At 59.6% G+C, this 12,919-nt stretch carries 12 protein-coding genes; 9 read left to right on the top strand and 3 right to left on the bottom strand.

All coding sequences use genetic code 11. The features are described from left to right. Nucleotides 1-6: 6 nt before the first annotated feature. Nucleotides 7-459 (bottom strand): YhcH/YjgK/YiaL family protein, encoded by a 453-nt coding sequence (locus tag MKS11_RS20145; RefSeq protein ID WP_017900567.1) that lies wholly within the window; start codon nt 457-459, stop codon nt 7-9. A 194-nt stretch (nt 460-653) separates the two neighbouring features. On the opposite strand from MKS11_RS20145, the gene MKS11_RS20140 reads away from it, so the two are divergent. The 5 genes from MKS11_RS20140 (at nt 654) to ridA (ending at nt 2,745) form a co-directional block, all read left to right on the top strand. After that, on the top strand, nt 654-758 hold the full coding sequence (locus MKS11_RS20140; RefSeq protein WP_002886930.1) for a pyrBI operon leader peptide: 105 nt from the start codon (nt 654-656) through the stop codon (nt 756-758). Next, the gene (locus MKS11_RS27710; RefSeq protein WP_227650304.1) at nt 733-792 is read left to right on the top strand and encodes a pyrBI operon leader peptide; all 60 of its coding nucleotides are present in this window, start codon (nt 733-735) and stop codon (nt 790-792) included. Before MKS11_RS20140 ends, MKS11_RS27710 begins: the two co-directional genes overlap by 26 nt. A gap of 2 nt (nt 793-794) precedes the next feature. Further along, nucleotides 795-1,730 (top strand): aspartate carbamoyltransferase, encoded by a 936-nt coding sequence (gene pyrB, locus MKS11_RS20135; RefSeq protein ID WP_004206522.1) that lies wholly within the window; start codon nt 795-797, stop codon nt 1,728-1,730. A 14-nt stretch (nt 1,731-1,744) separates the two neighbouring features. Further along, a complete protein-coding gene (gene pyrI, locus MKS11_RS20130) occupies nt 1,745-2,206 on the top strand; it encodes an aspartate carbamoyltransferase regulatory subunit (RefSeq protein WP_002886927.1) in 462 nt (153 codons plus the stop codon). 152 nt (nt 2,207-2,358) lie between these two features. Then, entirely contained in the window at nt 2,359-2,745 is a 387-nt protein-coding gene (ridA, locus tag MKS11_RS20125) for a 2-iminobutanoate/2-iminopropanoate deaminase (protein ID WP_002886926.1), read from the top strand. A 73-nt stretch (nt 2,746-2,818) separates the two neighbouring features. Here ridA and mgtA read toward each other — a convergent pair whose 3' ends face one another. Further along, entirely contained in the window at nt 2,819-5,527 is a 2,709-nt protein-coding gene (mgtA, locus tag MKS11_RS20120) for a magnesium-translocating P-type ATPase (protein WP_004206521.1), read from the bottom strand. 145 nt (nt 5,528-5,672) lie between these two features. Further along, entirely contained in the window at nt 5,673-5,726 is a 54-nt protein-coding gene (mgtL, locus tag MKS11_RS27705) for a mgtA regulatory leader peptide MgtL (protein WP_219340445.1), read from the bottom strand. 178 nt (nt 5,727-5,904) lie between these two features. Here mgtL and treR point away from each other — a divergent pair, with 178 nt between their 5' ends. The 4 genes from treR to nrdD all read left to right on the top strand — a co-directional run bounded on the left by treR (nt 5,905) and on the right by nrdD (nt 12,633). Then, a complete protein-coding gene (gene treR / locus MKS11_RS20115; protein WP_004206520.1) occupies nt 5,905-6,852 on the top strand; it encodes a trehalose operon repressor TreR in 948 nt (315 codons plus the stop codon). Nucleotides 6,853-6,983: 131 nt separating this feature from the next. Next, nucleotides 6,984-8,402, top strand: a complete 1,419-nt coding sequence (treB, locus tag MKS11_RS20110) for a PTS trehalose transporter subunit IIBC (RefSeq protein ID WP_004206516.1) — start codon at nt 6,984-6,986, stop codon at nt 8,400-8,402. A 51-nt stretch (nt 8,403-8,453) separates the two neighbouring features. After that, nucleotides 8,454-10,109: an alpha,alpha-phosphotrehalase gene (gene treC, locus MKS11_RS20105; protein ID WP_064178460.1), complete on the top strand. Its 1,656-nt coding sequence runs from the start codon at nt 8,454-8,456 to the stop codon at nt 10,107-10,109. A gap of 385 nt (nt 10,110-10,494) precedes the next feature. Continuing rightward, nucleotides 10,495-12,633, top strand: a complete 2,139-nt coding sequence (gene nrdD / locus MKS11_RS20100) for an anaerobic ribonucleoside-triphosphate reductase (RefSeq protein ID WP_004206513.1) — start codon at nt 10,495-10,497, stop codon at nt 12,631-12,633. Nucleotides 12,634-12,919: the final 286 nt, after the last annotated feature.

Below are 12,919 nucleotides of genomic sequence, written 5' to 3'. Positions count from 1 at the left end.
GCTGCGTTACGCCATCAGCATCTTCACCACCGCTTTGCGCACCTTCGCCGGCGCGCCCACGGCGCACAGCGGTTTATGCACTTCCCCGGGATAAAACACCACAAAGTCCCCTTCGTTAAGGATCACCGTTTGCTCCTGCGTCCCCTCCGCCAGGAAAGCGATGTCTTTCTCCGCCAGCCAGTCGGTCTGCGGCTCTCCTGCCGGCAAGGTGCTGAAGGTCATCCCCTCGCTGCCGCGGAGCACAATCTGGATATCGAGATAGCGGGTATGATATTCCGCGCGGCGTGCGGCCTGCGGCTCGGTGGTGTCTTCGGAAATCAGATAAAACAGGTTGTCGCCGTCGATATCGTGTTTACCCAGCGGCGTCGCCTCGCTGACATGGGCGATAACGTGTTCGATAGCCTCGCGCAGCGCGGCCGGCAGCCACGGCTGCAGATGGTGGATATTGCCAATAATCATCGCTTACCTCAAATATAAAACAATATTTCATTTTTGCGTTTTATACCCCCATCGCCGCTGCCATACCAGTACAGTTTCATGGTTCTTTGCGCTGGCGCACTTTTCTGCAGGCAAACGATTACCTGATTGTGAATGAATCGCTTGATCGTCATAACGGTCTGCGTATAATGCCAGTCGTTTTGCCGGGAGGAAGCATGGCCAATTGCGTACGACATTCTGTCTTAGCGCGTCTCAATGCAGACGCTGGCCTGCCGTTTTTCTTTCCGTTGCTCATTGGATTCCCGAAGCCCCTTATTTAAGGGGCTTTTTTTTTGCCCAGGCGTCAGGAGATAAGCATGGCTAACCCGCTATATCAAAAACATATCATTTCCATAAACGATCTCAGCCGCGAAGACCTCGAACTGGTGCTGGCGACGGCGGCAAAGCTGAAAGCCAATCCACAACCCGAGCTGCTGAAGCATAAGGTTATCGCCAGCTGTTTCTTTGAAGCCTCGACCCGCACCCGCCTCTCTTTTGAAACCTCGATGCACCGCCTGGGGGCCAGCGTGGTCGGCTTTTCCGACAGCGCCAACACCTCGCTGGGCAAAAAAGGGGAAACGCTGGCGGATACCATCTCCGTCATCAGCACCTACGTTGATGCCATCGTGATGCGTCATCCGCAGGAGGGCGCGGCCCGTCTGGCGACCGAATTCTCCGGCGGCGTGCCGGTACTGAACGCCGGCGACGGCGCTAACCAGCACCCGACCCAAACCCTGCTCGACCTGTTCACCATTCAGGAGACCCAGGGCCGCCTCGAAAACCTCAACGTGGCGATGGTCGGCGATCTGAAGTATGGCCGTACCGTCCACTCCCTGACCCAGGCGCTGGCCAAGTTCAGCGGCAACCGCTTCTACTTCATCGCCCCGGACGCGCTGGCCATGCCGCAATACATCCTCGATATGCTGGATGAAAAAGGTATCGCCTGGAGCCTGCATAGCGCCATCGACGACGTAATGGCGGAAGTGGATATTCTGTACATGACCCGCGTGCAGAAAGAACGTCTGGATCCGTCGGAATATGCCAACGTCAAAGCGCAGTTCGTCCTGCGCGCCGCCGACCTTGAAGGGGCGCGCGCTAACATGAAGGTGCTGCACCCGCTGCCGCGCATTGACGAAATCACCACCGATGTCGATAAAACGCCGCACGCCTGGTACTTCCAGCAGGCCGGTAACGGCATCTTCGCCCGCCAGGCGTTACTGGCACTGGTACTGAATAGCGAGCTGGCTCTGTAAGGGGGAAATGAGAGATGACACACGACAATAAACTGCAGGTAGAAGCGATCAAACGCGGCACCGTGATCGACCACATCCCGGCGCAGGTCGGCTTTAAGCTGCTCACCCTGTTCAAACTGACCGAAACCGACCAGCGCATCACCATCGGCCTGAACCTGCCCTCCGGCGAGATGGGCCGCAAAGACTTGATTAAAATCGAGAACACCTTCCTGACCGACGAGCAGGTTAACCAGCTGTCGTTATACGCCCCGCAGGCGACGGTAAACCGCATTGATGATTACGAAGTGGTGGGCAAATCCCGCCCGAGCCTGCCGGATCGTATCGACAGCGTGCTGGTCTGCCCGAACAGCAACTGTATCAGCCACGCCGAACCGGTTTCTTCCAGTTTTGCAGTGAAAAAGCGCGCTGATGACATCGCACTCAAATGTAAATACTGCGAAAAAGAGTTTTCTCATTATGTGGTGCTGGCCAACTAAATGCGGTTGGTATTGGTGGTAGGCCTCCCTATAATGGCTACCACCCTACGCTTCGTCCTTCAGGCGGCGTCTGCGCCGGCGATACAGCGCTTATCGCCTGGCGGCAACCTGAATGATTTTGCGTAACATTACTCAGTTCATCTGGAGATAACATGAGCAAAACTATTGCGACGGAAAATGCACCAGCAGCGATTGGCCCATACGTTCAGGGCGTTGACCTCGGCAGCATGATCATCACCTCTGGCCAAATCCCGGTCGACCCGAAAACCGGCAGCGTTCCGGAAGACGTGTCCGCACAGGCGCGCCAGTCGCTGAACAACGTGAAAGCGATCGTTGAAGCCGCTGGCCTCACCGTCGGCGATATCGTCAAGACCACCGTTTTCGTCAAAGACCTCAACGATTTCGCTACCGTTAACGCCACTTACGAAGCGTTCTTCACCGAGCACAACGCCACCTTCCCGGCGCGCTCCTGCGTTGAAGTGGCGCGTCTGCCGAAAGATGTGAAGATCGAGATCGAAGCCATCGCCGTGCGTCGCTGATCGCTAACCTCGGCATGAAAAAAGGCAGCCCGCAGGCTGCCTTTTTTACGTGGGTCATCCGTAAACCTTCCCCTCATTGCCAGCCGTAGCGGCGGCTGTAGAAGCCTTTGACGGTTTGGGTCAGCACCATATAGCCCGCCAGGATCGCCACCAGCCACGGGAAGTAGCTCAGCGGCAGAGCCTGCAGCTGCAGATAGCCCGCCAGCGGCGAGAACGGCAGCGCGATCCCCACCGCCATCACCACCAGGGTCATGGCGAACAGCGGCCAGGCGGCGCGGCTCTGGACGAAGGGAATGCGCCGGGTGCGGATCATGTGCACAATCAGCGTTTGCGACAGCAGCCCCTCGATAAACCAGCCGGACTGGAACAGGGTCTGCATCTCCACGGTATTGGCGTGGAACACCCACCACATCAGGCCGAAGGTGAGGATATCGAAAATCGAGCTGATCGGGCCGAAGAAGACCATAAAGCGCCCGAGATCGGCCGGGTTCCAGCGCTGCGGTTTGCGGATCTGTTCATCATCGACGTTATCGAACGGGATCGCCACCTGGGAGACATCGTAGAGCAGGTTTTGAATCAACAGGTGCAGCGGCAGCATCGGCAGAAACGGCAGGAAGGCGCTGGCCACCAGCACGCTGAAGACGTTGCCGAAGTTGGAGCTGGCGGTCATTTTGATGTACTTAAGCATGTTGGCGAAGGTGCGGCGTCCTTCGATCACCCCCTCCTCCAGCACCATCAGGCTCTTCTCCAGCAGAATGATATCCGCCGCCTCGCGGGCAATATCCACCGCGCCGTCGACCGAGATGCCGATGTCCGCCGCGCGCAGCGCCGGGGCGTCGTTGATGCCGTCGCCCATAAAGCCCACCACGTGGCCTTCGCGTTTCAGCAGCGTCACGATACGCTCCTTATGCAGCGGCGCCAGGCGGGCGAAGAGCGTGGTGCGTTTCGCCAGCGCCGCCAGCTCGTCGTCGCTCATCGCTTCAATCTGGCTGCCAATCACCACTTCGCCGGCATCCAGCCCCACTTCATGGCACACCTTGGCCGCCACCAGCTCGCTGTCGCCGGTGAGGATCTTCACCGTGATGCCGCTGGCTTTTAACGCTTTCAGCGCCGGAGCGGTGGTCTCTTTCGGCGGATCGAGGAAAGCGATGTAGCCTTCCAGGATCAGGTCCGACTCATCGGCGCGCTGGTAGTCGCCTTCGCGGGCCGGCAGATATTTGGTCGCCACCGCCACCACCCGCAGCCCCTGCCGGTTGAGGGTGTCGGTCACCCGGCGAATGCGGCGCAGCATGGTGTCGTCAAGCGGCACGATATCGCCGTTGTAGCGCACCTGGGTTGAGACGTTGAGGATCTCCTGCAGCGCCCCTTTGCAGATCAGCTGATGCGCGTCGTCCTGCTCTTTGACCACCACCGACATGCGGCGGCGTTCGAAGTCGAAGGGGATCTCATCTACCTTCTGCCAGCGCGCCGCCAGCCCGCGGGCGGCTTCCAGCTCAACGCCCTCCAGCACCGCGGTGTCGAGCAGGTTTTTCAGGCCGGTCTGGTAGTGGCTGTTGAGCCAGGCGGCATGCAGTACCCGCTCGCTGACCTTGCCGGAGACGTCGGTATGGTTCTCCAGCACGATTTTATCCTGGGTCAGGGTGCCGGTTTTATCGGTGCAGAGGATGTCCATCGCGCCAAAATTCTGAATGGCGTCGAGGTGCTTCACGATAACCTTTTGCTTCGACAGCTTCACCGCCCCGCGCGCCAGCGTCGAGGTGACGATCATCGGCAGCATCTCCGGCGTCAGGCCGACCGCCACCGACAGCGCGAACAGCGCCGCCTCCCACCAGTCGCCTTTGGTGTAGCCATTGATCAGCAGCACCACCGGGGCCATCACCAGCATAAAGCGGATCAGCAACATGCTCACCCGACTGATGCCTTTCTGGAAGGCGTTCGGCTCGCTCTCCTGCTCGCTGACGCGGCCGGCCAGTTGACCAAACCAGGTGTGGCCGCCGGTGGCGAAGACGATGGCCTGCGCCGAGCCGCTCACCACGTTGGTGCCCATAAAGCACAGGGTGTCGCACTCCAGCGGGTTCTGCTGCAGCGGATCGCGGCTGCGGGCCACTTTCTCCACCGGCAGCGATTCGCCGGTCAGCGAGGCCTGGGCGACGAACAGATCCCGCGCCTGCAGGATACGCAGGTCGGCCGGGATCATGTCTCCCGCCGACAGCCTGATGATGTCGCCCGGCACCAGCTGGTCGATAGGCAGTTCCAGCCAGCGGCTCTCCCCCTGCTCGTTGACCACCCGCAGCACGGTGGCGGTATTGCTCACCATCGCCTTCAGCGCATCCGCCGCTTTGGTCGAGCGCGCCTCCTGGATGAAGTTGAGCAGCGTCGAGATCCCCACCATCAGGGCGATAACCCCGGCGGCGAACAGATCCTCGGTGGAATAGGAGACGATGCCGAGCACCGTCAACAGCAGATTGAACGGGTTGCGGTAGCAAGTCCACAGATGCACCCACCACGGAGAGGGCTTCTGCGCCGGGATCTGGTTGTCACCGTGTTTGAGGATTTTCGCCGCCACTTCGCCTTCATTGAGCCCTTCTGGGTGGCTGTCAAAGGCGCGCCAGATCTCCTGGTCGTCCATCGCCGCCACGTCCAGACACTGTTTGCCCAGCGACTCAGGAATGGGGCCGCTCGCCAGATGACGGGCGTCCGGCAGCGGATCGCGCTGGACTAAACGGCGTGGCAGATGGCGGCTAAGCTGTGCGAACAGCTGCCGGGTATAATTTTTCAGCATAAACAGTCCCTCCGCGCTCGCCAAAGCGAACGCAGCGTTGCCGACGGGCGTAGCAAAACCTACCTGTCAGGCATGTTATTTTTATGGCAGGGACATCAAGGACGTCACTGCTTTACGCTTTCCGGTAAAGCAGTGTTAAACAGGCTTACCGGAAAGAAAGGTTGCTCCATCGAGGATGAGGAGTGGGATCGGGGTCCATAACTATCTCCGGTAAGTGAATATAAACGGCGCGGATTATAGCGCCCTCGTTAAGGATTGTGTGGCAATAATGGCGATGATAAACCCGCGCAACTAAACCGAACGTAAACCAGACTTTGCTCATTGCGGTTTGGTTGAGTAGCATTATGCTCACTTCTACCCCCTGACGAGAATTCCGCATGCAGAACCGGCTGACCATCAAAGATATCGCGCGCTTAAGCGGCGTAGGGAAATCAACGGTATCCCGCGTCCTCAACAACGAGAGCGGGGTCAGCGAACGGACCCGCGAGCGCGTCGAAGCGGTGATGCAGCAGCACGGTTTCTCACCCTCCCGCTCCGCCCGCGCCATGCGCGGCCAGAGCGATAAAGTGGTGGCGATTATAGTCACCCGTCTCGATTCGCTGTCGGAAAACCTCGCCGTGCAGACCATGCTGCCCGCCTTTTATGAGCAGGGTTACGACCCGATTATGATGGAGAGTCAGTTCTCCCCGGGGCTGGTGGAGGAGCATCTCGGCATGCTCGCCCGGCGTAATATTGACGGCGTGGTACTGTTCGGTTTTACCGGCATCGACGAAGCGATGCTCGCCCCCTGGCGCGACACCCTGGTGCTGATGGCCCGCGACGCCCCCGGCTTCGCCTCGGTGTGCTATGACGACGAAGGGGCCATCACGCTGCTGATGCAGCGGCTCTACGAACGCGGACATCGCCACATCAGCTTCCTTGGCGTACCGCACAGCGACGTCACCACCGGCGAACGCCGCCATCTCGCCTACCTCGCCTTCTGTAAAAAGCATCGTCTGACGCCCACCGCCGCCCTGCCGGGGCTGGGCATGAAGCAGGGGTATGACACCGTCGCCAGCGTGTTGACGGCCGAGACCAGCGCCCTGGTCTGCGCCACCGATACCCTCGCCCTCGGCGCCAGCAAGTACCTCCAGCAGCAGGGTCGCGATGCGCTGCAGCTCGCCAGCGTCGGCAGCACGCCGCTGATGAAGTTTCTCCACCCGGAAATCTTGACCGTCGATCCGGGCTATGCCGAGTCCGGACGCCGGGCCGCCCGGCAGTTGATCGAGCAGATCGCCGGCAGCGTCGATCCCCGCCAAATCGTGATTCCCGCCGCCCTGAATTAATCTCGTTCGGGCGATTTATGTGATCGTCGCCGGGTTTCGGGAACGTTCCCATTTTGCAAATTAAGCGGAACGGTTAGGATGCCCTCAAGGTAAAAACGGCATCTCTCCCCCTCTGTTTTTGAGGCTTCATCATGAGCAAAGTAAACCAGCAGGACATCGATAAACTGATCGAACTGGTGGGCGGGCGCGGCAATATCGCCACCGTCAGCCACTGTATTACCCGTTTGCGCTTTGTGCTGAACGACCCGGCCATCGCCAGACCAAAAGAGATTGAGCAGCTGCGCATGGTGAAGGGATGCTTCACTAACGCCGGCCAGTTCCAGGTGGTCATCGGCACCGAGGTGGGCGATTACTACAAAGCCCTGCTGGCGACGACTGGCCAGACTTCCGCCGATAAAGAGCAGGTCAAACAGGCCGCGCGGCAAAATATGAAGTGGCATGAACAGCTGATTTCGCACTTCGCCGAGATCTTCTTCCCACTGCTGCCGGCGCTGATCAGCGGCGGTCTGATCCTCGGTTTCCGCAACGTCATCGGCGACTTACCCATGAGCAACGGCCAGACGCTGGCCCAGATGCACCCGTCGCTGAAAACCATCTATGACTTCCTGTGGCTTATTGGCGAGGCGATCTTCTTCTATCTGCCGGTGGGGATCTGCTGGTCAGCGGTGAAGAAGATGGGCGGTACGCCGATCCTCGGGATTGTCCTTGGCGTCACCCTCGTCTCCCCGCAGCTGATGAACGCCTATCTCCTCGGCCAGCAGGTGCCGGAGGTGTGGAATTTCGGCCTGTTTACCATTGCCAAAGTCGGCTACCAGGCGCAGGTGATCCCGGCCCTGCTGGCTGGCCTGGCCTTAGGCTTTATCGAGACGCGCCTCAAGCGCATTGTGCCGGACTACCTCTACCTGGTCATTGTGCCGGTCTGCTCGCTGATCCTGGCGGTATTCCTCGCGCACGCCATTATCGGTCCGTTCGGCCGCCTGATCGGCGACGGCGTGGCCTTCGCGGTGCGCCATCTGTTAACCGGCAGCTTCGCGCCGATCGGCGCCGCGCTGTTTGGCTTCCTCTACGCGCCGCTGGTGATAACCGGCGTCCACCAGACCACCCTCGCCATCGATATGCAGATGATCCAGAGCATGGGCGGCACCCCGGTGTGGCCGCTGATTGCGCTGTCCAACATTGCCCAGGCGTCGGCGGTGGTCGGCATCATCATCGCCAGCCGCAAGCAGAATGAACGTGAAATATCGGTGCCGGCGGCGATCTCCGCCTATCTCGGGGTCACCGAGCCGGCAATGTACGGTATCAACCTGAAGTACCGCTTCCCGATGCTGTGCGCAATGATCGGCTCCGGCCTCGCCGGCCTGCTGTGCGGCCTGAACGGCGTGCTGGCGAACGGCATCGGCGTCGGCGGCCTGCCGGGGATCCTCTCCATCCAGCCAACCTACTGGCAGGTGTACGCCATGGCGATGGCCATCGCGGTGGTGGTGCCGATTATCCTCACCACCGTGGTGTATCAGCGCAAGTACCGTCAGGGCACCTTGCAGATTGTCTAACTTCTTCTTTCGGGGCGCCTTTGGCGCCCCTCGTTGCAGCAGGAAAGTACTATGAATCAACTCCCCCACTGGTGGCAAAACGGCGTTATTTATCAAATTTATCCGAAGAGTTTTCAGGATACCACCGGCAGCGGTACCGGCGACCTGCGCGGCGTCACCTCCCGCCTCGACTATCTGCAAAAGCTTGGGGTAGACGCCATCTGGCTGACGCCGTTCTACGTCTCTCCGCAGGTGGATAACGGTTACGACGTGGCGAACTACACCGCCATCGATCCCTCCTACGGCACGATGGCCGACTTTGACGCCCTGGTGGCGGAGGCGAAGGCCCGCGGGATCCGCATCGTGCTGGATATGGTGCTGAACCATACCTCGACCGAACACGAATGGTTCCGTCAGTCACTGAATAAGGAAAGCCCCTACCGTCAGTTCTATATCTGGCGCGATGGCGAACCGGACGCCCTGCCGAACAACTGGCGCTCCAAGTTTGGCGGCAACGCCTGGCAGTGGCACGCCGACAGCGGGCAGTATTATCTGCACCTGTTCGCCATTGAGCAGGCGGATCTCAACTGGGAGAATCCGGCGGTGCGCGCCGAGCTGAAAAAGGTCTGCGAATTCTGGGCTGACCGCGGCGTCGACGGTCTGCGCCTCGACGTGGTCAACCTGATCTCAAAAGACCAGACCTTTCCCTGCGATCTGGACGGGGATGGCCGCCGCTTCTATACCGACGGCCCGCGGGTGCATGAGTTCCTGCAGGAGATGAGCCGCGATGTCTTCACCCCGCGTAACCTGATGACCGTCGGCGAGATGTCTTCCACCTCGCTGGAACACTGCCAGCAGTACGCCGCGCTGGACGGCCGCGAGCTGTCGATGACCTTTAACTTCCACCATTTAAAAGTCGATTATCCCGGAGGGGAGAAGTGGACCCTCGCCCGCCCGGACTATGTGGCGCTGAAGGCGCTGTTCCGCCACTGGCAGCAGGGGATGCACAACCGGGCATGGAACGCGCTGTTCTGGTGTAACCACGATCAGCCGCGCATCGTCTCGCGCTTTGGCGACGAAGGCGCGTACCGGGTGCCGGCGGCGAAGATGCTGGCGATGGTGCTGCACGGCATGCAGGGCACGCCCTATATTTATCAGGGCGAAGAGATCGGTATGACCAATCCGCACTTCAACAGCATCAGCGATTATCGCGACGTCGAGAGCCACAATATGTTTATCGAACGTGCGGCGCAGGGGCAAAGCCCGGACGAACTGCTGGCGATCCTTGCCAGCAAATCGCGCGACAACAGCCGCACGCCGATGCCGTGGCATAGTGGCGAGAACGGTGGCTTTAGCGACGGTGAGCCGTGGATCGGCCTTGGCGATAACTACCGGGAGATCAACGTCGAGGCGGCGCTGGCGGACCCCGATTCGGTGTTTTATGCCTATCAGCAGCTGATTACGCTGCGTAAAACCCTGCCGCTGCTGACCTGGGGCGATTATCAGGATCTCCTGCCTGACCATCCGTCGCTGTGGTGTTATCGCCGTCAGTGGCAGGGACAAACGCTGGTGGTCGCCGCCAACCTGAGCCGCGACCTGCAGACCTGGCAGCCAGAGGAGGCCCCAGGCGACTGGAAGATGATCATCAGCAACTATGCCGAGACCACGCCCCGCCCGACCGGGCTGACGCTGCGGCCGTTCGAAGCGGTATGGTGGCTGCAGGCCTAAGGTATCCCCTGCCCTCCCGAGATGAGGATGTCATGCCTGGCGCCGGTGGCGAACGCCAGGCATTTTTGCTTATTTTCCAGCCAGATAAATTTACATTTATCGCCAGCGCCCATCATCCGTACACTCACCTTTTTACCTTGTTCTGGGTCAATAAAATCGCAAACATCTTTGATGCAAATCACTACATATAGAACTTAAAATGCGTCCCGGCCCTACATGTTGTATTAATCGTCTATTATGTCACCATATCTTGTCGATGTCTGGCGGTGATGAGATGTGGATAAAACGGGCCGGATCTGAAGGCAAACAGCACGAGCCGTAGCGTGCAGCGCCTTCGGGATAACCTCCGCCTCTGTGGATAACCTGTTCTATATATGGAGTGATCATGACACCGCATGTGATGAAACGTGATGGCTGTAAAGTGCCGTTCAAGTCAGAGCGCATTCAGGAAGCGATTCTGCGTGCAGCTAAAGCAGCGGGAGTCGATGACGCAGACTATTGCGCCACCGTCGCAGAAGTCGTTAGCCAACAAATGCAGGGCCGCGCCCAGGTCGACATCAATGAGATCCAGACCGCGGTGGAAAACCAGCTGATGTCCGGCCCCTATAAGCAGCTGGCGCGCGCCTACATTGAGTATCGCCATGACCGCGATAGCCAGCGTGAGAAGCGCGGCCGCCTCAATCAGGAGATCCGCGGTCTCGTCGAGCAGACCAACTCCGCGCTGCTCAACGAAAACGCCAACAAGGACAGTAAAGTCATCCCGACCCAGCGCGACCTGCTGGCCGGTATCGTCGCCAAGCACTACGCCCGGCAGCACCTGCTGCCTCACGATGTGGTGATGGCCCACGAACGCGGCATGATCCACTATCATGACCTCGATTACTCGCCCTTTTTCCCCATGTTTAACTGCATGCTGATCGACCTGAAAGGCATGCTGACCCAGGGCTTTAAGATGGGCAACGCGGAGATCGAGCCGCCGAAGTCTATCTCTACCGCCACCGCGGTGACAGCGCAGATCATCGCCCAGGTCGCCAGCCATATTTACGGCGGCACCACCATTAACCGCATCGATGAAGTGCTGGCGCCGTTCGTCAGCGAAAGCTTTAACAAGCATCGCAAAATCGCCGAAGAGTGGCAGATCCCGGATGCCGAAGGCTATGCCCGCGCCCGTACCGAAAAAGAGTGCTACGACGCCTTCCAGTCGCTGGAGTATGAGGTTAACACGCTGCATACCGCCAACGGCCAGACGCCGTTCGTCACCTTCGGGTTCGGCCTCGGCACCAGCTGGGAATCGCGGCTGATCCAGCAGTCGATTCTGCGTAACCGCATTGCCGGCCTCGGTAAAAACCGTAAGACCGCGGTGTTCCCGAAACTGGTGTTCGCGATCCGTGACGGCCTGAACCATAAGTTCGGCGATCCGAACTACGACATCAAACAGCTGGCGCTGGAGTGCGCCAGCAAGCGCATGTACCCGGATATCCTCAACTACGACCAGGTGGTGAAGGTTACCGGGTCGTTTAAAACGCCGATGGGCTGCCGCAGCTTCCTCGGGGTGTGGGAAAACGAGAACGGCGAGCAGGTGCACGATGGGCGCAATAACCTCGGCGTTATCAGCCTCAACCTGCCGCGCATCGCCCTGGAAGCGAAAGGCGACGAAGCCGCCTTCTGGGCGCTGCTGGACGAGCGCCTGCAGCTGGCGCGCAAAGCGCTGATGACCCGTATTGCCCGCCTGGAAGGGGTAAAAGCGCGCGTGGCGCCGATCCTCTATATGGAAGGGGCCTGCGGCGTGCGACTGAAAGCCGACGACGACGTCTCCGAGATTTTCAAAAACGGCCGGGCGTCGATTTCGCTGGGCTATATCGGTATCCATGAAACCATCAATGCACTGTACGGCAATCAGCACATGTACGACAGCGAGGCGCTGCGCGAGAAGGGTGTGGCCATCGTCCAGCGCCTGCGCGACGCCGTCGATTTGTGGAAGGAAGAGACCGGCTACGGCTTTAGCTTGTACAGCACGCCGAGCGAAAACCTGTGCGATCGCTTCTGCCGTCTCGATACCGCCGAGTTTGGCGTGGTGGAAGGGGTAACCGACAAAGGTTACTACACCAACAGCTTCCACCTCGACGTGGAGAAGAAGGTCAACCCGTACGACAAGATCGATTTTGAAGCGCCGTATCCGCCGCTGGCCAACGGGGGCTTCATTTGCTACGGCGAATACCCGAACATCCAGCACAACCTGAAGGCGCTGGAGGACGTGTGGGATTACAGCTATCAGCATGTGCCGTATTACGGAACCAATACGCCGATCGATGAATGCTACGAGTGTGGTTTCACCGGCGAGTTCGAGTGCACCAGCAAGGGTTTTACCTGCCCGAAATGCGGTAACCACGACGCCTCCCGCGTTTCCGTTACCCGCCGGGTGTGCGGCTACCTCGGTAGCCCGGACGCGCGTCCGTTCAACGCCGGCAAGCAGGAAGAAGTGAAGCGCCGCGTGAAGCACCTGGGCAATGGGCAGATCGGTTAAAGAACAATGCGCTTTTCCCGGATGGCGGCGCGCAGCGCCTTATCCGGGCTACCACTGCCTGGTGAGTCGTAGCCCGGCCGAGCGCAGCGACGCCGGGAAATGGCCGCACTCCTCCGTTTTCGCAAAGCAAATAACGTCAGAGCAAGGCGGCAAACGAAGGGATCCCAGACAGCCAGGTGGGTTTCCTCAAATCAGTTGGCGTTGTAGCAAGGCGGCAAACGAGTAAGTCCCGGGGAGCTTACTGGAGTAAGTGACCCGGGCGAGCGAGCGCAGCCAACGCCGCTGC

The sequence above is a fragment of the Klebsiella sp. K5-45 genome (genome assembly GCF_030128605.1).
Taxonomy (GTDB): domain Bacteria; phylum Pseudomonadota; class Gammaproteobacteria; order Enterobacterales; family Enterobacteriaceae; genus Klebsiella; species Klebsiella quasipneumoniae.
Note: the sequence above shows the minus strand (reverse complement) of the source record. Positions and strands in the feature narration are given on the sequence as shown.

What these genes read in the sequence shown, in the direction of transcription:
- pyrI (WP_002886927.1), top strand. Translation starts at nt 1,745, where the DNA reads ATGACACACGACAATAAACTGCAGGTAGAAGCGATCAAACGCGGCACC.
- pyrB (WP_004206522.1), top strand. Translation starts at nt 795, where the DNA reads ATGGCTAACCCGCTATATCAAAAACATATCATTTCCATAAACGATCTC.
- nrdD (WP_004206513.1), top strand. Translation starts at nt 10,495, where the DNA reads ATGACACCGCATGTGATGAAACGTGATGGCTGTAAAGTGCCGTTCAAG.
- mgtA (WP_004206521.1), bottom strand. Translation starts at nt 5,527, where the DNA reads ATGCTGAAAAATTATACCCGGCAGCTGTTCGCACAGCTTAGCCGCCAT.
- treC (WP_064178460.1), top strand. Translation starts at nt 8,454, where the DNA reads ATGAATCAACTCCCCCACTGGTGGCAAAACGGCGTTATTTATCAAATT.
- MKS11_RS20140 (WP_002886930.1), top strand. Translation starts at nt 654, where the DNA reads ATGGCCAATTGCGTACGACATTCTGTCTTAGCGCGTCTCAATGCAGAC.
- treR (WP_004206520.1), top strand. Translation starts at nt 5,905, where the DNA reads ATGCAGAACCGGCTGACCATCAAAGATATCGCGCGCTTAAGCGGCGTA.
- ridA (WP_002886926.1), top strand. Translation starts at nt 2,359, where the DNA reads ATGAGCAAAACTATTGCGACGGAAAATGCACCAGCAGCGATTGGCCCA.
- treB (WP_004206516.1), top strand. Translation starts at nt 6,984, where the DNA reads ATGAGCAAAGTAAACCAGCAGGACATCGATAAACTGATCGAACTGGTG.
- MKS11_RS20145 (WP_017900567.1), bottom strand. Translation starts at nt 459, where the DNA reads ATGATTATTGGCAATATCCACCATCTGCAGCCGTGGCTGCCGGCCGCG.